Source organism: Duganella vulcania (assembly GCF_009857655.1).
Classification (GTDB): Bacteria; Pseudomonadota; Gammaproteobacteria; order Burkholderiales; family Burkholderiaceae_D; genus Rugamonas; species Rugamonas vulcania.
This window is the reverse complement of sequence record NZ_WWCX01000033.1, coordinates 20,642-38,336: the sequence shown is the minus strand read 5'-3', so window position 1 is coordinate 38,336 and position 17,695 is coordinate 20,642. Positions and strand designations below refer to the sequence as shown.

The following is a 17,695-nucleotide window of genomic DNA, read 5'->3' as shown; positions in this document are numbered from 1 at the left end:
TTCGCACATTCTTTGGGAGTCAAGCATGAAAGATCAGACAGTGGTGGTGGTAGGGGGCTTGTCCGGCATCGGGCTGGCGGTGGCGCGACAGGCCGCTGCTGCCGGTGCGCGCGTGATCGCTGCCGGCCGTCGTACCGTGCCGGTGGACTGGCCGTCCGGTATCGAGGCGCGGCAGCTGGACGTGGAAGACGAGGCGGCGGTGCAGCGCTTCTTCGCCGATATCGGCGCTTTCGATCATCTGGTGTCGACGGTCGGTCCGGTGATCGGGTCCAGCCGTCTGTCGGACCTGGATGTGGAGGACGCGCAGGCCGCCTTCAACGTCAAGGTCTTTGGGCAGCTGCGGGTGGCGCGCCACGGTGCGCGGCTGATGCGTCCCGGCGGTTCCATCGTGCTGACTTCCGGCCTGCTGGCGCGCAAGGCGGTGCCGGGCGCGGTGGTCAAGGCGAGCATGAATGCCGCCGTCGAGGCCATCGGCAAGACGCTGGCGAAGGAGCTGGCGCCGGTGCGCGTCAATGTGGTCAGTCCGGGGATGGTGGAAACCGGCATGTGGGGGCCGCTGTCCGAGGCTGAACGCAAGGCGATGGCGGAGCGCGCGGGCGCGGGCCTGCCGGTGGGACGGGTGGGGCAGGCCGATGACCTGGCCCAGGCTTACCTGATGCTGATGCAGAACGGTTTTATGACCGGAGCGGTCGTCGATGTCGACGGCGGCGGTTTGTTATAAGGAGATTCAAATTGAAGAAAACCTCTAGCGCGGCGCCTCAACGCCGCCAATTCCTGACCCAGGCCGCCGGTGGCGCAGCCTTGCTGGCCGCCGGCCTGACGCAAGGCGTCCAGGCGCAGACTTCTGCACCGGCGACGGCCCCCGCTCCCGACTCCGCAGGCTTCTGGCCGAACGGTGCGCGGCTGGTGATCTCGATCTCCATGCAGTTCGAAGCGGGAGGCCAACCGGCCAAGGGCGCCGATAGCCCCTTCCCCAAGGTCGACTTCCCGGCCAGCGTGCCGTCGGACGCGGCGGCCAACACCTGGTTTGCCTACGGCTATCGCGAAGGTGTGCCGCGCATGCTGGACCTGTGGGACAAGCATGGCGTCAAGGTCACGTCGCACATGATCGGCGAGGCGGTGCGCCACCATCCGGCGCTGGCGAAGGAGATCGTCAAGCGCGGGCATGAAGCGTCGGGCCACGGTCCGCGCTGGAGCTCGCAGTACGCAATGAGCCGCAAGGACGAAAAGGCCTTCCTGGTCGCCGGCCGCGACATGGTGCGGCAGGAGACCGGCGAAACGACCATCGGCTATAACTGCAACTGGCTGCGGCGCGGTCCGAACACCTTGTCGCTGCTGCAGGAGCTGGGCTTTCTCTACCACATCGACGATGTCAGCCGCGACGAGCCGTTTATCGAACAGGTGAACGGCAAGGATTTCGTGGTCGTGCCGTACACGCTGCGGAACAACGATATCCTGCTGATCGAAGGCCGCAATTATTCGCCGCAGGCCTTCCTTGCGCAGATCAAGGGCGAGTTCGACCAGCTCTACGAGGAAGCCGGAACGCGGCGCCGCATGATGTCGATCAGCGCGCACGACCGCATCAGCGGCACGCCGCAGATGGTGAGGATCTGGGACGAGTTCCTGACCTATGTGCGCAGCAAGCCAGGCGTGGCTTTCATGCGCAAGGACGATATCGCCCGCTTTGCGCTGGCCAGTCCGCTGACGGTGCGCGAGAGCGAAACCATCTGAAAACCGCTCCTGTCGGTGCTATATTGGACGCTTCCACAGGCCGACAGGAGCACGCATGCTTACACGCCGCAGTTTTTTTCATGCAGCCGCCGGCGTTGCCGGCGGTTCGCTCATCTTGCCGCCAGCGCTGGCCGGGCTGCCGCCCAGCGCCGAGGCACAGCCGCGCAACGAGGCCTACTGGGCCCAGGTGGCCGCGCAGTATGACCCGGCGCCGGATTTCATCAATCTGGAGCAGGGCTACTTCGGCATGATGGCGCGCCCGGTGGCCGAGGACTACAAGCGCAATATCGACTACCTGAACGCGAACAGTTCCCGCTTCCTGCGCCAGCAGTTCGACGGCGCGGGCATGGATGCGATACGGGCGCGGATCGCGGCGGCGGTCGGCGCCGACGTGTCGGAGATCGCCATCACGCGCGGCGCCACCGAATCGCTGCAAAACCTGATCGTCAACTACAAGCACGTGAAGGCCGGCGATACGATCATGTACGCCGATCTGGATTACGACGCCACCCAATATGCGATGAACGAGCTGGCGCTGCGGCGCGGTGCGGAGGTCGCCGTGGTGCGCATCCCCGAGCCGCCCAGCCGCCAGGCCATCCTGGATGCCTACGCGGAGGCGATGCGGCGCCACCCGCGCACACGCTTGCTGCTGCTGACCCACATCAGCCACCGCACCGGGCTGGTGCTGCCGGTCGCCGAGCTGGTGGACATGGCGCGCCAGCGCGGCATCGACGTCATCGCGGACGCCGCGCAGTCCTGGGGCCAAACCGATTTCATGGTGGCGGACCTGAAGGCGGACTTCATCGGCTTCAACCTGCACAAGTGGCTGGGTGCGCCGCTGGGCGTGGGATTCATGTACATCCGCAAGGCGCGGCTGCCGGATATCGGGGTGCATATGTCGGACCAGGACTATGCGGCCACCGATATACGTTCCCGCGTCCATTCGGGCACGGTCAATTCGGCCAACACCATGACGGTGCCGGCGGCGTTCCGTTTCCACGAGCAGATCGGCGTCGCCAACAAATCGGCCCGGCTCAAATACCTGCGCAGCTACTGGGTGGAGCGGGTGCGCGGCGTCAAGGGCTTGCAGATACTGACGCCGGACGATCCCGCCATGTACGGCGCCAGTACCTCCTTCCGCTTCGACGGCTGGACCAGCAAGGAGGACAACCAGCGCTTGGCCAAGCGGCTGATGGACGAACACGGCATCTTCACCGTGTCGCGCAACGGCCCCGTGGGCGGCAGCTGCGTGCGCGTGACGCCGGCGCTGTTCACCAGCCCAAGCCAGCTTGACCGGCTGGTGAAAGCCATCGTGGCCCTCAGCCGGGGCTGAGCAGGCGCCGTTGCTCAGCGCACCTGTTCAGGATTCGGCCGCGCGCAACGCCTGTCCATTCCGGGCCCTGACCTGTTCGGCGGCGGCTTTGCCGGCCAGGAAGGCGTGGTCGGAGTTGTAGTACTCCCACTCGCTGTAGCGGCCGGCCAGCACGATGTCGTATTGCGCCAGCCATTCGCGGATGGTCGCCACGCTTTGCGTGCGTGCATGGTCATACACCACGTATGCGTAGGGCAGATCGAGCTGGTTGGCCGCCAGGACGCGGTCTTGCGGCGAGAGGAACCCGACGCGGATGCAGTCGGCCACGCAGCGTTCGACCAGCGCGTCGCCGGTGACCGGCAACGGCTTGGTGGGCGAATAGGATATCTCGCAGGTGAAGCCGAAGCCGCCCGGCGCGTTGCAGTGCGGACTGGCGTTCCCCTGCACGAAGATGCGGTGGAATATGGTGTCTTCCGGGTAGTAGATCCAGTGCTTGTCGGTCAGGTTTGGACGATCGACGCCGATGTTGACGCAGCGGACCGACACGTGGCGCAGCTGCGCGGCGGCCCGGCGCACCGCTTCCGGCGCGGCGCTGCCGGCCAGGCGCACCAGCTCGGGCAGCGGCATGGTGCTGATCAGTTGCTCGTAGCAGAGGCGGCGGCCATCGGCCAGCACCACTGCGTGTTGTTGCGGCAGCAGCTCGGCCACGTCGGCGTCCAGCTCGACCTTGCCGCGGATGTGCGGCAGGAAGGCCGTCATCAGCGCCTGGAAGCCGCCCCGCAGCGGATAGCCGAAGCGGGCATTGGGCCCCATCGGCCGTGGCACCGGCCGCAGCGCGCCGTCGATGATCTCGCCCAGGTCCGGTTGCGGCACGCGGCCGCCCAGCCAGGAAGTCTCCATCTCGGTCAGCGGCACGGTCCACAGCTTGCGGTTGTAGGGGATGGCGAAGTGGCGGGCGATGCCCGCGCCCCAGACGCGGTAAATGAATTCCTCGAAATTGGCCGGCTCGGCCGATGCGGGCTCGACGCACGCGGTACCGGCCGCCACGTCGGTGGTGCCGTCGGCGCAGCAGTCCTCTGGCGGCGGCGCATCGTTTGCGGCCGGCGTGCCGCGCCGCGCCTCGATCGCGCCGAGCAGGCATTCCTTGATCACGTCCGGCGGCAGTCCGTACAGGGCGCCCTGGAACGGATAGCGGGTGTAGACCTGCTTGCTGTAGATCCAGGCTTCGCGCATCTGCCAGTGCTGGTTGTCGCCCAGGAGCTGGTCGTACAGCTTGAGCACGTACGGATCGTTGGAGAACATGATATGGCCCGCATGATCGAAGGTGAAGCCCCGGTCTTCGATCGAGCGGCACCAGCCGCCGACGGTGGCATGCCTTTCCAGCAGCACCGTGTCCGCGCCCAGGTGGTAGGCGGCGGAAAGGCCGGTGGGGCCGGCGCCGACGATCACGCAGCCGATGCGTGCGGATGGCCGCAGCGGATTGACGCTGGCGCCGCCGGATGCGACCGTCCCGGCGCTTGCCGCCGCTTCGACGTTTACGGCCTTGGCGCCGCCCGGAGGCGTTGCGGCGAGCAGGGCGCGCATCTGCTCGGCGGTGGCCTGCCACGATGTCTGCTCGACGATGGCCCGCATGCGTTGCGCCATGGCCGCGCGCTGCGCCGGCGTCTGCGCAAGTGCCGCCGCGCAGGCGGCGATGAAGCCGGCATGGTCGCGGCCTATGGCGACCACGTCGCCGTAGGGCTGTTCGACATCGTGGATCGCCGTGCTGACGATGGGCAGCTCGGCCGCCATGTATTCCAGCACCTTGGTCGGGCTGATGTAGCGGGTCGACTGGTTCAGCGCGAACGGCAGCAGGCACACGTCCCAGCCGGCCAGGAAGTGCGGCAAGGCCTGGTAGGGCTGCATGCCCAGGTAGTGGATGTTGGGCCGTTGCGGCAGCGAGGCCGGATCGATCTTGATCACCGGGCCGACAATCATCAGTTGCCAGTCCGGCCACGCATCGGCCAATTCCGCCAGCAGTTCGGCATCGAAACGTTCGTCAATCACGCCGTAGTAGCCCAGGCGCGGATGGGGGATGTCGGCGTGCAGCGGATGGCCGTTGCCGCGGTCCAACGCCTGCTGGAAGTGCACGGCATCCACGCTGCTGGGGAAGCAGTGGACGTTGTCGTGCCGCTGGCGCTTGGCCTCTTACAGGCTGGGGCCTCCGGTGAACACCAGGTCGGCGATCTTCAGCAGCGCCGTCTCGCGCTGCGCCAGCTGCCGCGGCGGGTTGCGGAAGGCGGACAGCTCGTCCATGCAGTCGTACACCACCAGGCTGGGCGACAGCGTTTGCAGCAGCGGCAGCGCCATCGGCGTGTAGAACCACGCGATCAGCGGTTCGTCCGCCGGCAGTTGTGCGGCCAGCAGCGGTTGCAGCAGGCGAATCTGGTCGTCGTGGAAGCCCGGCGCCGACAATGGCGTGTGCGGCTGGCATACCGTGACGTTGGGCGCCGGCGTCGACGTGCGCAAGTGGCTTGGGCCTTCGTGCCGCACCGGCTCCTCGACAAAAAGGATGTGGTAGTACTCGGCCAGCCGGGACATCAGCTGTTGCGGGCGTTGGTAAACGAAATCCCAGCGCAGGTGGCTGAAGACGATGATGGTCGGCATGGCGCTCTCCCTTTTTGTTGGTGGTGCATCGGTGGAGGTGTCGGCGGTGCGACACAGGTGATCGGTCAGCTGGATGGACTGGTGCAGGGCGGTGGCGTAGGGCGCCACCAGCCGGCGCGCCAGCGGATCGGGGCCGTCGCGGTCCAGGTCCCACAGGCCGCTGCGGTGCCAGTGGTCCGCGTGATCCCAATCCGGGCGGTCGATGGCCGGATAGATGCAGACGCCGCGCAGGTCGGCACCGTGCTGTGCGGCCAGCGCCGCCTGCTCGGCGATCTGGCGTATCCACGCGCCGCGCCCGCTGCCCACGTGGCTGGTTTCGGCCAGCAGCAGCGGCCTGTCGTAGCGCTGTCCCAGTTCCAGCAGCAGGCGGTACAGCGGCATGCGGCGCGGCTCGCCCAGGTGCCACCACAGGCGCAGGTTGGTGCCGCTTTCCCACTGGTTGCTGTGGTAGTAGTTGGCGCCGACCAGGTCGAGATAGTCCGGCGCGCCGCCCAGCTCCGGCTCGATTCGGCCGCACAGCATGTCCCACGCCTCGAATTGCGCGGCGCGCCAGCCGCCCGCCTGCGCCGCCCAGTCCCGCCGGTGCTCGGGCGCGATCACGTGGATCAGCGGATCGCAGGCCAGGATGCGGGCCCCTGGCGTGACGGAGCGTACGGCGTCGCAGCCGGCGATCTGCGCGCGCACCAGCTGGCGCTTGCCCACACTGCCGGCTTGCGGATGGTCCATGCCGTCGAAGTGGAACATGTGGGTGGACAGGCCCCAGCTGGTGAACGAAATCTCGTTGATCAGCGAGTAGACCGGCTCCGGGCCGGCGCTGGGCGCCAGGCACTCCGCCAGCGCGCGGCAATAGCGGGCGAAGCGCGGCACGAAGTCGGGCCCGAACAGGTCGACGTCGGGCGGCCAGCCATAGTGGAAGAAGGTCCAGCTGATCTGCAGCCCCAGCTCCCGCGCGGCGGCGGCGCGATGTAGCACGGTGCTGAAGTCGAAGCGGCCGGCGCGCTCGCACAAGCGCCAGCCGGCCGATTCGCGCACGGTGCGGATGCCGAACTGGGCCAGCCGCCCGTAGTCCTCGCGCACGCGCCGCAGGTGGTCCGTGGTGCGGTTCATGTCCAGCGCGACGCCGGCGTGGTTGACGTGGTCGGCGCCTTCATAGCCGGCCTGCCAGTAGCTGGCGAAGGGTGGTGCGGCGGAATTCATCGCGCTGGCCTCCAGACGTGGAAATTGAAGCGAGCCCCGCCGTTGCAGGCGAAGCTCAAAAATCGGGTCCGGCAATGCTACCAATGTTCTGTCTAAATTTGAGTTCGATACCCGATGGAATTGAACGCCGTTGACCGCTGCAAGCTTGTTACCATAGGTGCGTCATGTTGCAGATGGAGGCGCTTTATGAGCCGCTTTGAATATCCGCGTCCGCAACTGGTGCGCGATGCGTGGCAGTCGCTGAACGGCCCCTGGGAATTCACGTATGACGATCAACGCCGCTACAGCCAGGCGGCCGACGACATTGAATGGCCGCTGTCGATCGAGGTGCCGTTCGCGCCGGAGGCGGCCGCCAGCGGCCTGGGGGACCAGTCCTTCCATTCGGTCTGCTGGTACCGCCGCAAGTTCAGGCTGGCCACGCGCTGGCCCCGCACGCGGCTGCATTTCGGCGCGGTCGACTATCGCGCGCGGGTGTGGGTCAACGGCATGCTGGTGGCGGAGCACGAGGGCGGCCACACGCCGTTCTCCGCCGACATCAGCGACGTGCTGCTGGACGGGCCGGAACAAACCGTGGTGGTGCAGGCCGAGGACGATCCGGCCGACCTGGCCAAGCCGCGCGGCAAACAGGATTGGCAGCTGGAGCCACACTCGATCTGGTATCCGCGCACCACCGGCATCTGGCAGAGCGTGTGGCTGGAGCCGCTGCCGGCGACCTACATCGCGGCGCTGCGCTGGACGCCGGTGTTCGACGGCTACGAGATCGGTTGCGAGGTGCTGGTGGGCGGCGACGTGCGCGCCGACCTGTCGGTGGAGGTGCGCGTCACGCACGACGGCACGCTGCTGGCGGCCGATCGCTATCTGCTGGTCGGCCAGGAGGCCAACCGCAAGATCATGCTGTCCGACCCCGGCATCGACGATTCACGCAACGATTTGCTGTGGAGCCCGGAAAGCCCGACGCTGCTCGACGCCGAGCTGACGCTGTGCTGCGGCGACCAGGTGATCGACCGCGTGCGCTCCTACACGGCGATGCGCTCGGTGGCGATCAACCGCGACCGCTTCATGCTCAACGGCCGCCCGTACCCGCTGCGGCTGGTACTGGACCAGGGCTACTGGCCGGAGACGCTGATGACGGCGCCGTCCGACGAGGCGCTGCGGCGCGACGTGGAGCTGGCCAAGGCCATGGGCTTCAACGGCGTGCGCAAGCACCAGAAGATCGAGGACCCGCGCTACCTGTACTGGGCCGACCGCCTGGGCTTGCTGGTGTGGGAGGAGATGCCGTCGGCCTACGCCTTCAGCGCCCGCGCCATCACGCGGCTGCTGAAGGAATGGACCGAGGCGATCGAGCGCGATTACAGCCATCCGTGCCTGATCGTGTGGGTGGCGTTCAACGAGTCGTGGGGCGTGCCCAATTTGACGGCGATGCAGGCACATCGCAATGCGGTCGAAGCGCTGTACCACCTGACGCGCATGCTCGACTCGACGCGGCCGGTGATCGGCAACGACGGCTGGGAAGCCTCGGCCACTGACATCCTCGGCATCCACGACTACGACGCCGATCCCGACAGGCTACGGCAACGCTACGAGGTCAGCGACCCGGTGCGCACCTTGTTCGACCAGCGCCGTCCGGGTGGCCGCATCCTGACGCTGGACGGTTTTCCGCATCGCGGCCAGCCCATCGTGTTGACGGAATTCGGCGGAGTCGCCTACGACCCGCAGGCGGGCGGGCGGAGTACCTGGGGCTATGCGCGCGCCGCCGACGCGCCATCGTTCATGGCGCATTACCGGGCGCTGTTGAAGGCGGTCTCGGAGACCAGCATGTTCAGCGGCTTTTGCTACACGCAGTTCGCCGACACCTTCCAGGAGACGAACGGCCTGTTGACGGCGGACCGCACACCCAAGGTCCCGCTGGAGCAGATCCACGCCGCCACCCGCAACGCGCCGTTATGACGCGCGGGGGCGGGCGCGTTAGCGTCAGGCCGGTATGGCCACCGCCTTTTTCTGGCGTATCCAGTAACCCGCGCCCAGCACCGCCAGCCACACGGGGATCAGGTAGACCGACAATTGCAGGTCCGGCGTCACGTACATCACGACCAGGATGCCGGCCAGGAAAGCCAGGCACAGGTAGTTGGTGAGCGGGTAGCCCAGGCTGCGGAAGGCGGTGGCCTGGCCGTCGGCCTTCTTCTGCGCGCGGAAGCGCAGGTGGATCCAGCTGATCATGCCCCAGTTGATGATCAGCGCCGACACCACGAGGCCCATCAGGAAGCCGAAGGCCTTGCCCGGCATGAAGTAGTTGACGACCACGCAGATGCCGGTCGCCAGCGCCGAAACGCCCAGCGCCGCCAGCGGCACGCCGCGCTGGTTCACCTTCAGCAGCAGGCGCGGCGCGTTGCCTTGCTTGGCCAGGCCGTACAGCATGCGGGTGTTGGAATACACGCCGCTGTTATACACCGACAGCGCGGCCGTCAGCACCACGGCGTTCAATGCGTGCGCCACCAGGTTGCTGTTCAGCGCATGGAAGATCAGCACGAACGGGCTGCCGCCGGTGACGACTTTCTCCCACGGGTACAGCGACAGCAGGATGCCCAGCGCGCCAATGTAGAAAATCAGGATGCGGTAGATGGCCTGGTTGGTGGCCTTGGGGATGGTGCGCGACGGATCGTCCGCCTCGGCGGCGGTGATGCCGATCAGTTCCAGGCCGCCGAAGGAGAACATGATCACGGCCATCGCCATCACCAGGCCGCCGATCCCGTTCGGGAAGAAGCCGCCGTGCTGCCACAGGTTGGCCACGGTGGCCTGCGGGCCGGCGTCGCCGGAGATCAGCAGGTAGGCGCCGAACGCGATCATGCCGACGATGGCCGCCACCTTGATGATGGCGAACCAGAACTCCATCTCGCCGAAGGCCTTGACGTTGGCCAGGCTGATGGCGTTGATGATGACGAAGAAGGCCAGCGCCGACATCCATGTCGGGATCGCGGGCCACCAGTATTGAACGTAGATGCCCACCGCCGACAGCTCGGCCATGCTGACCAGCACGTACAAGACCCAGTAATTCCAGCCCGACATGAAGCCGGCCAGGTGGCCGCAATATTTGTCGGCGAAGTAGCTGAACGAGCCGGCTACCGGTTCGTCGACCACCATCTCGCCCAATTGGCGCATGATGAAGAAGGCGATCAGGCCGGCCACGCCGTAACCGAGCAGCACCGACGGCCCGGCCATCTGGATGGTCTGCGCGATGCCGAGGAACAGGCCGGTGCCGATGGCGCCGCCCAGCGCGATCAGCTGGATATGCCGGCTCTTCAGGCCGCGTTTGAGTTCATTCTTCCCATCTGCCATCGGATCCCCAAGGTGGTAAGCAAAGACGACGATTCTAAAGCAAAAGCGCGCCTGCGCTACATCAATTTCTGCTAGCGGCGGGGCGAGTAGGCCATGCATTCGACTTCGACCTCGCCCCCCAGCGCCAGGCCGTTGGCCCCCATTGCGCTGCGCGCCGGCAGGCGCTCAGGCTTGAAGTAGCTGGCGTAGACCTTGTTGAAGTCGGCCCACTTGGCCATGTCCGCGATCATGATGGTGCACTTGACCACGTCATCCATGGTCAGGTGGAAGCCCTTGAGGATGGCGGCGATGTTGTCCATTGCCTGCCGCGACTGGGCGTCGAAGCCCTTGACCAGCCCGTTCGGCCCGGTGCCCAGCTGGCCGGAGACGAACACGTAGTCGCCGGCGCGCACCGCCAGCGAGAACGGGCGTCCCGGCTCGTTGCCCTTGTTGTAGAAGTCGATGCCCGAGGCGGCGCCGGAGGCGCACAAGGCCAGCATGCAGGCCAGCTTGGTCAGGTGTGTACGTGTCATGGCAATCTCCCTTGTGGCCTGCATTGACGAACGGCCTGCGCTTGCTACAGAAACTTGGTCTTCTTCAGGTATTTTTCCACATCCCGATAGCTGTCGTCGCTGCCGGAATAGCGCACCAGGTTGCGGGCGGTCTTGAGCCATTCCACGGTCGACGGCTGCATCAGGTCCAGCGCGTAGGCCATGTCCGCCGGGCCGATGGGGCGCTCCGGGTTCCCGGCCAGGATGTCGTGCAGCGTGCTTTCCTTGGCCAGGTCGATCAGGCCATCGATGTCCGCGCCCGAATAGTGCGGCGTGGCCGCCACCAGCGCCGGCACGTCGATGCCTTCGACCGGGATGTCGCGCAGCTTGATGTCGATGATGTGGCGGCGCGCTTCCTCGTCCGGCGGCGGCACGAACAGCTGCCGGGCGAAGCGGCCTGTGCGCTTCATCGCCTGGTCCACGTCCCACGGCATGTTGGTGGCGGCCAGGAACAGCACATCGCGGTTGTCGCGCTCAAAGCCGTCCAGCTGCGACAGGAACTCGTTGACGATGGTGCGGCTATGCTCACTCTGCGCCTTGGAGCGCGAGAACGCCAGCGCATCCAGCTCGTCGAAAAACAGCACGCACGGTTTCTGGGCGCGGGCTTTTTCAAACAGTTGCGCCAGATTGCGTTCGCTCTCGCCCATCCACATGTTGAGCACCTCGCTGATGCCGACGGAGACGAAGGAGGCGTTGCATTCGCTGGCGATGGCGCGCGCGATCATGGTCTTGCCGCAGCCGGGAGGCCCGTACAACAGGATGCCGCCGCCACCGCTTTTCTTGAACTTGGCGAACAGGCCGGGGCGCAGGAAAGGTTCGATGATGTGCAGGCGCAGCGTCTTCTTCAGGTCCTCCATGCCGCCGACGTCGGCGAAGCGGACCTGTTGCGGCGACTGGGTACGCAGCGCGGCGACGTTCTGCGCCGGCCGCACCAGCGACAGCGCCGGCGCTGATGCCGGCTGCGCGCGCTGGGCCAGGTGTTCCAGCGCTTCGATCGGTTCAAAGCCGGTGTGCTGGCGCGCGGCCACGTAGGCGACCAGCGCCTCGCCTTCGCGCTTGAGCGCCAGCAGCGCCTGGGCCTTGCCGCTCAGGGTGTCGGCGTCGATACGTTGGCGCTCGGCCAGCTCGAAGTGGGTCAGCGCGGCCTGGGCGTCACCGCCGTCGAGCAGCAGGTGCGCGTAGGCGAGGCGGTGCCCCAGGTTGAACGGATCGGTGACGAGGGCGGATTCGAGTTCTTCGCGTTTCAGTGCCATGCTGTTTAAAGTCCTGCGCGGCGTTTCAGCCAGCGCGTCAAGAGAGGAGGATAGAGCCAGGAATAGGCGCAATATCCGAGGATGGTCCAGGTGGCGATGCCGGCGATGGTGGGCGCGTCCTTGCGGATCAGGTTCATCGCGAGCAGGGTGATGAAATAGAACGCGGCCGACGCGCCCCAGCCCCAGCGATTCAGCGGCCATAAGGGCAGCATGCTCCAGTGGCTCAGCGCCTCCAGCTTGACCACCAGCTCCAGGATCTCGGTGGAGTGCGGGTAAAGGTGCAGCAGTTCGATCGCGATGCGCTTGGCGGCGCGATAGTGCCCGCGGCTTACCAGGTGGCTGACCAGCATGCGTGCTGTGGTCTGGCTGTCAGGGTGGCCGCGCATCAGGTTCGCCAGGCTTGCGGCTTCGGCGCCGCGCCGGCCGTCGATGATGTCGCCGATCAGGCAGGCGGTCAGTGCGAGCTCGTCCTCCGGGTCCAGCCGCAGCGCTTCGCGGGCCAGCTCCTTGGCCTTGTCGATATGGAGCGTGCGGTACATCAGCATCGCGTAGCGGGCGTACTGGAAGGCTTCTTCGGGATATTCCCGCAGCAGTTCGATGATGAGAAGCTCGGCCTGTTCCAGTTCCTCGCTGTCTTCGAGCACGTTGATCAACAGTGAGCGGGCGCCGTAGTGCAGCGGCTCCCGCGCAAGGATGGCATGCAGCGTCTGGCGCGCGCCTTCCTTGTCGTCGGTCAGGTAGTCGATGTGGGCGGAGGCGAACAGCAGCTCGCTGTCCTCGGGATATTGCTGCAGCGCTTCCGACAGCATGGTGCGCGCCTGCGGGTAGCGCCGGCGTTCGATCAGGCCATTGAGCTGGATGGCGTAGTCGCGGGGAGAGAGTACGATCGTATCGCTCATGCGGCATCCTTGAGCAGCAGGGCGGCCAGGCCCACGGTGGCGGCATAACCGAGCACCGTGCTGGCGATGGCGGGTAGCCACGGAGACGGCGCTTTGCTGTCGAACAGCGTGGCCGAGCGGTGCTGCTTTTTATGCAGCAGGTAGAACATGCCGCACAGCGCCAGCGCCAGGCCGCGCGACAGGAAGCGGGTGGTGTCGCTGCCCAGTTGTTCCCGCAGCCACGCGAAGTAGGCGACATCGCCGCGCGTGCCATAAACCAGCAATACGACCAGGACCACGGCGATGAGGTAGGCCGGAATGTCCAGCGCGCGGCGCAGCCGCCACGAATTCAGCGTCGAATACAGGATGATGGCGGCGGGCCCGCCAAGAAACGCAACGAAGAAGCTCGATCGGATCGAGTACAGCGAGACCGGCGGCGCCGAAGCGGACAGCGAAGGTGTAAGCAGGTGTTCGCGCATAAAGGTGATATAAAAAGCAATCACCTATGTTACCAAATTTCGCTGGGGTAGCCAGGGATTTGTGTCACGGGTATCCGAAGCCGCCGATTAACGCTCACCGGTCTTGCGGTGATGCGGGCTTGCCTGGTTTTCCAGCGCCATCGCATGCTGCGCCTCTTCCCTTGCTTTGGCGCGGCGCCTTTCGGCTTCTTCGATCTGCATGATCTGCCGTTCCAGCAACTGGATGGTGCGTTCCACCTCGATGATTTCCTTGGATAGTTGCAGGCGAACGGCGGGGTCGGTCTCGTTCAACATCTGCTTTTGCAGTTGCTCCGCTCTTTTTCGTAGCGTCTTGATTTGCTTGAGAATCGCGTTGATGAGGTCATGTGCGCTGCCGCCCAGTTCCATTCTGCGCGTGCCGCCTGATGTGACGCTGGATACCATAAACATTCTCTCGGTTAGTTTTTTATCATGGTAGTCGATTTTGTATGTGACTTCCAGTCATACGAAAATTGGTTACCATACGCGGCGCAAATATCAGTATGCTTACGGTCTTTCGGATAGAAACGAGAAAATATAGAGGAAAAGTTGAATGAGGCGGTTTTGTATTTTGCTGTTGGCGGCGCTGGCCTGGTGCGCCCAGGCTGGCGCTGCGGACCTTGCGCCACAAGGCTCGCTGGTCATCGTCGGCGGAGCGCTGCGGTCGGATAACGCGGTGGTGTGGCAGCGTATTGTGCAACTGGCCGGCGGCGCCGGCGCGCGTATCGCGGTGCTGCCGTCGGCGGCGGCGAATCCTGAAGGTTCCGGCGCCCACCTGGCCGCTTACCTGAATCGTTATGGCGCGTCTGCCTTCGTGGTGCCGCTGGCCGTGCGGCTGCCTAATCGCGATTACCGTCGCGATGCCGAGGATGCGACGCTGGCGCGCTCCATCCGCGAAGCCGGCGGCGTCTATTTTTGCGGCGGCGACCAGGCGCTGATCACGCAGGCCCTGGTGCGCCCCGACGGCAGCCGCAGCGCGGTGCTGGAGGCGATATGGGACGTCTACCGGCGCGGCGGCGTCATCGCCGGCACCAGTGCGGGCGCGGCGATCATGAGCAGCACCATGTTCGACAGCACCCGGTCCGTGTTCAGCACACTCGCTCAAGGCGTCAACGACGGGCGCGAGCTGGCGCCGGGCCTGGGCTTTATCGGCAAGGACATCTTCGTCGACCAGCACCTGCTGGCGCGCGGACGCTTCGCCCGCATGCTGCCGGCCATGCTGAAGAAGGGCTACAAGCTGGGACTGGGCATCGACGAAAACACGGCGATGGTGATCAACGCGGCGCGCGATGTCGAAGTGCTTGGCTATCAAGGCGCGCTGCTGATGGACCTGTCGCAGGCGGCGGTCGACCCGGGCGCCAGGGACTTCAATATTTCGAATGTGCGCGTCAGCTACCTGGATCGCGGCGACCGCTATAACCTCGCGAGCCGCCAGTTCACGCCATCGGCCGACAAGGTGGAGGGGGGCAAGCTCGATCCGCAAAAGCCCGCAACGAGAGCGCCGGTCTACACATCCGACATCCTCGGCCACAACGCCGTGCTGGTGTTGATGGAAAAGCTGATCGACAATTCGCAGACCGAGGCGACCGGCATCGCCACCGCCGGTCCGGGCGAGGCGAGGCAGGACCTGGGGTTCGAGTTCCACTTCACCCGTCTTGCGGACAGCATCGGTTACGCGTCCGCCACGACGGAGGGGTATTCGATACTCAACCTGCGGCTGGACGTACGGCCGCTGCAAATCACGCGTCCATGGTACAAATAAGCCGCTTGTTTAGCGGCGGCGCTAAACAAGCGGCTATCGACGCGGCATCCTGTTGACCGGTGCGGCGGCCAGCGCTATAACGTTGGATCGACCTCACAACCGGAAGCCGTATGTTCGCGACTAAATTGTTAGCAGCCGGCGCGCTCGCGCTGGCATCGACTCTTCCCGCCACCGCCGCGGAGCCGTCTTCTCCAGCCGCCGCCGTCGATGTCTTCATCGGCACCGGTGGCGACGGCCATACATTCCCCGGTGCGGCGCGGCCGTTCGGCATGATCCAGCTGAGTCCCGACACGCAGGTGCGCCCGTTCCGCCAAAGCTACCCGTGGGCCGCCGGCTACCGCTACGAGGACGACAGCATACTGGGCTTCTCGCATACGCACTTCTCCGGCACCGGCCACTCGGACCTCGGCGACCTGCTGCTGATGCCCTACAGCGGCGAGACCAAGCTGGAACCTGGCTATCCGGAGCGCCCGTTCAGCGGCTACCGGTCACGCTTCCGGCACCAGGACGAGCGCGCGGAGCCAGGCTACTACGCCGTCAAGTTGATGGACAACGAGGTCGATGTCGAACTGACCGCGAGCGAGCGCGTTGGCTTGCACCGCTACCGCTACGCCAAGGGCGCTGCGGCCAAGGTGATCCTGGACCTGCGCAGCAGCATCTACGATTACAAGGCCAAGAACCTGTGGTCCCGTTTGCGGGTGCGCGACAACTCGCTCATCACCGGCATGCGCGAGACGCGCGGCTGGGCTGCGGGCCGGCAGCTGTACTTCGCGGTCGCGTTCTCGCATCCGCTGACGTCGCGCGCGCTGCGCAACATGGAGACCGACGTTGAATACAAGGGCTTCGCCGGTCCGGGCAGCGGTCCTGGCGACAAGGCCATGGTCGAGGGCAAGGCGCTGGTCGGCGCGCTGGACTTCGGCGTACCGGCCGACGGCCAGCTTGAGGTGAAGGTGGCGATATCCGCCGTCAGCGAGGAGGGCGCCATCGCCAACCTGGGCGAGATGCCCGGCTGGGACTTCGACGCCGAGCGCGCCAGGGCGTCGGCCGCATGGAACGAGGCGCTGGGCGCGGTGGCGATCGACGCGGCGCCCGACATGCGCAAGATGGTCTACACGGCGCTGTACCACAGCATGCTGGCTCCCAGCCTGTTCATGGACCGCGACGGCCGCTATCGGGGGCCGGACAACGAGGTGCACCAGGCGCAGGGCTTCCGCTTCCACTCGACCTTCTCGTTGTGGGACACCTACCGCGCGCTGCATCCCTTGCTGACGCTGATCCAGCCGGAGCAGCGCAATGTGGACTTCGTGCGCTCGCTGATCGAATCGCAGAAGGCCAGCCCGTACGGCATCCTGCCGGTGTGGCAGTTCCACGGCCTGGAGACCTGGTGCATGATCGGCTACCACGCGGTGCCGGTGATCGCGGACGCCTATATGAAGGGCCTGAAGGGCTTCGACGCCGACGAGGCCTTGAAGGCGATGACCAGCAGCGCGGAATATGGCCCGTACGGCGGGCTTCAGCACTACATGAAGCTGGGCTATGTGCCGATCGACCTGGAGCCGGAAGCGGCGTCGAAGACGGTGGAATATGCCTTCGACGACTGGACCATCGCCCGCATGGCGGAGAAGATGGGCCGCAAGGATATCGCCGCGCGCTACTACAAGCGGGCGCAGAACTACCGCAACTCGTTCGACACCAAGACCGGCTTCCTGCGCGCGAAGAAGTCCGACGGTACCTTCCGCGAGCCGTTCGATCCGGTGCTGTCCAACTTCGGCAGCGACTACACCGAAGGCAGCGCGTGGCAGTATTCCTGGTATATGCCGCACGATAATGCGGGCCTGATCAAGATGCTGGGCGGCGATGCGGCCTTGCAGAACAAGATAGACATGATGTTCGATGCCAAGGTCGATGAGAAGGTCTACGCGCACATGGAGGACATCTCCGGCCTGATCGGCCACTACGCGCATGGCAACGAGCCGTCGCACCACGTGGCGTACCTGTACAACTTTGCGGGCGCGCCGTGGAAGACGCAGCAGCGTTTGACGCAGGTGGTCGCGTCGCAGTACAACACCACGCCGGCCGGCCTTTCCGGCAATGATGACCTGGGGCAGATGTCCGCATGGCTGGCCTTTACGGCGCTGGGCTTCTATCCCGTCGCGCCGGGCAGCAACGAGTATGTGATCGGCCGCCCATTCATCGACAAGGCCGTGATGAATCTGCCGAACGGTAAGGTCTTCACTATTCGCAGCGTGGGCCTGAGCGCGCAGAACATCTACGTCTCCGGTGTGACCTTGAACGGCAAGCCGCTGGCGCAGACCTTCCTGCGCCATGACCAGATCACTGCCGGCGGCGAGCTGGTTTTCAAAATGTCCAGCAAGCCCGATACCGCATGGGGCAAGGGCGCCGCCGCCCGTCCGTACACCCAGACCGCCTACTGACCGCCGCCGCCCCCGCGGGCGGCTGATCGTCTGATAGCGCTATCATCACTGTCCGGATTTTTCAAGTGCCAGATCCGGGACGGTGCTCAATTTCGTCCCAACGTCCCCGTATAACCACGTT

The 17,695-nt window shown here is 65.7% G+C and carries 14 protein-coding genes; 6 read left to right on the top strand and 8 right to left on the bottom strand.

The window, feature by feature from the left end:
• The first annotated feature begins 25 nt into the window (after window positions 1-25).
• Genes GTP90_RS18305 through GTP90_RS18295 form a run of 3 tightly spaced genes read left to right on the top strand, consistent with a single transcriptional unit; the run spans window position 26 to window position 3,064 of the window.
• Complete coding sequence (locus GTP90_RS18305) at window positions 26-721, top strand: SDR family oxidoreductase (protein WP_161084906.1); 696 nt, start codon at window positions 26-28, stop codon at window positions 719-721.
• An 11-nt stretch (window positions 722-732) separates the two neighbouring features.
• Window positions 733-1,731, top strand: coding sequence for a polysaccharide deacetylase family protein (locus tag GTP90_RS18300; protein WP_161084905.1), 999 nt, complete (start codon window positions 733-735; stop codon window positions 1,729-1,731).
• A gap of 55 nt (window positions 1,732-1,786) precedes the next feature.
• A complete protein-coding gene (locus GTP90_RS18295) occupies window positions 1,787-3,064 on the top strand; it encodes an aminotransferase class V-fold PLP-dependent enzyme (protein ID WP_161084904.1) in 1,278 nt (425 codons plus the stop codon).
• Window positions 3,065-3,091: 27 nt separating this feature from the next.
• Here the strand turns inward: GTP90_RS18295 and GTP90_RS18290 are convergent, their stop codons facing one another.
• Window positions 3,092-5,173, bottom strand: a complete 2,082-nt coding sequence (locus GTP90_RS18290) for an NAD(P)-binding protein (RefSeq protein ID WP_371875078.1) — start codon at window positions 5,171-5,173, stop codon at window positions 3,092-3,094.
• Window positions 5,174-5,230: 57 nt separating this feature from the next.
• Window positions 5,231-6,886 (bottom strand): glycosyltransferase family protein, encoded by a 1,656-nt coding sequence (locus GTP90_RS36985; RefSeq protein ID WP_254451925.1) that lies wholly within the window; start codon window positions 6,884-6,886, stop codon window positions 5,231-5,233.
• Window positions 6,887-7,072: 186 nt separating this feature from the next.
• Between GTP90_RS36985 and GTP90_RS18285 the strand changes: the two genes are divergently transcribed.
• The gene (locus GTP90_RS18285; RefSeq protein ID WP_161084903.1) at window positions 7,073-8,833 is read left to right on the top strand and encodes a glycoside hydrolase family 2 protein; all 1,761 of its coding nucleotides are present in this window, start codon (window positions 7,073-7,075) and stop codon (window positions 8,831-8,833) included.
• A gap of 24 nt (window positions 8,834-8,857) precedes the next feature.
• Here the strand turns inward: GTP90_RS18285 and GTP90_RS18280 are convergent, their stop codons facing one another.
• The 6 genes from GTP90_RS18280 to GTP90_RS18255 all read right to left on the bottom strand — a co-directional run bounded on the left by GTP90_RS18280 (window position 8,858) and on the right by GTP90_RS18255 (window position 13,782).
• On the bottom strand, window positions 8,858-10,219 hold the full coding sequence (locus GTP90_RS18280; RefSeq protein WP_161084902.1) for an amino acid permease: 1,362 nt from the start codon (window positions 10,217-10,219) through the stop codon (window positions 8,858-8,860).
• 71 nt (window positions 10,220-10,290) lie between these two features.
• The gene (locus GTP90_RS18275) at window positions 10,291-10,731 is read right to left on the bottom strand and encodes a RidA family protein (protein ID WP_161084901.1); all 441 of its coding nucleotides are present in this window, start codon (window positions 10,729-10,731) and stop codon (window positions 10,291-10,293) included.
• A gap of 44 nt (window positions 10,732-10,775) precedes the next feature.
• Entirely contained in the window at window positions 10,776-12,002 is a 1,227-nt protein-coding gene (locus tag GTP90_RS18270) for an ATP-binding protein (RefSeq protein ID WP_161084900.1), read from the bottom strand.
• A 5-nt stretch (window positions 12,003-12,007) separates the two neighbouring features.
• Window positions 12,008-12,901: a tetratricopeptide repeat protein gene (locus GTP90_RS18265; RefSeq protein ID WP_161084899.1), complete on the bottom strand. Its 894-nt coding sequence runs from the start codon at window positions 12,899-12,901 to the stop codon at window positions 12,008-12,010.
• Window positions 12,898-13,383, bottom strand: coding sequence for a hypothetical protein (locus GTP90_RS18260; RefSeq protein WP_161084898.1), 486 nt, complete (start codon window positions 13,381-13,383; stop codon window positions 12,898-12,900). The genes GTP90_RS18265 and GTP90_RS18260 overlap by 4 nt, the downstream gene beginning before the upstream one ends.
• A gap of 63 nt (window positions 13,384-13,446) precedes the next feature.
• Window positions 13,447-13,782, bottom strand: coding sequence for a hypothetical protein (locus GTP90_RS18255; RefSeq protein ID WP_161084897.1), 336 nt, complete (start codon window positions 13,780-13,782; stop codon window positions 13,447-13,449).
• A gap of 148 nt (window positions 13,783-13,930) precedes the next feature.
• Between GTP90_RS18255 and GTP90_RS18250 the strand changes: the two genes are divergently transcribed.
• Together GTP90_RS18250 and GTP90_RS18245 are read left to right on the top strand one after the other, a co-directional pair.
• On the top strand, window positions 13,931-15,139 hold the full coding sequence (locus GTP90_RS18250; protein ID WP_161084896.1) for a cyanophycinase: 1,209 nt from the start codon (window positions 13,931-13,933) through the stop codon (window positions 15,137-15,139).
• A 110-nt stretch (window positions 15,140-15,249) separates the two neighbouring features.
• Window positions 15,250-17,574: a GH92 family glycosyl hydrolase gene (locus GTP90_RS18245; protein ID WP_161084895.1), complete on the top strand. Its 2,325-nt coding sequence runs from the start codon at window positions 15,250-15,252 to the stop codon at window positions 17,572-17,574.
• The last annotated feature ends 121 nt before the right edge of the window (window positions 17,575-17,695 follow it).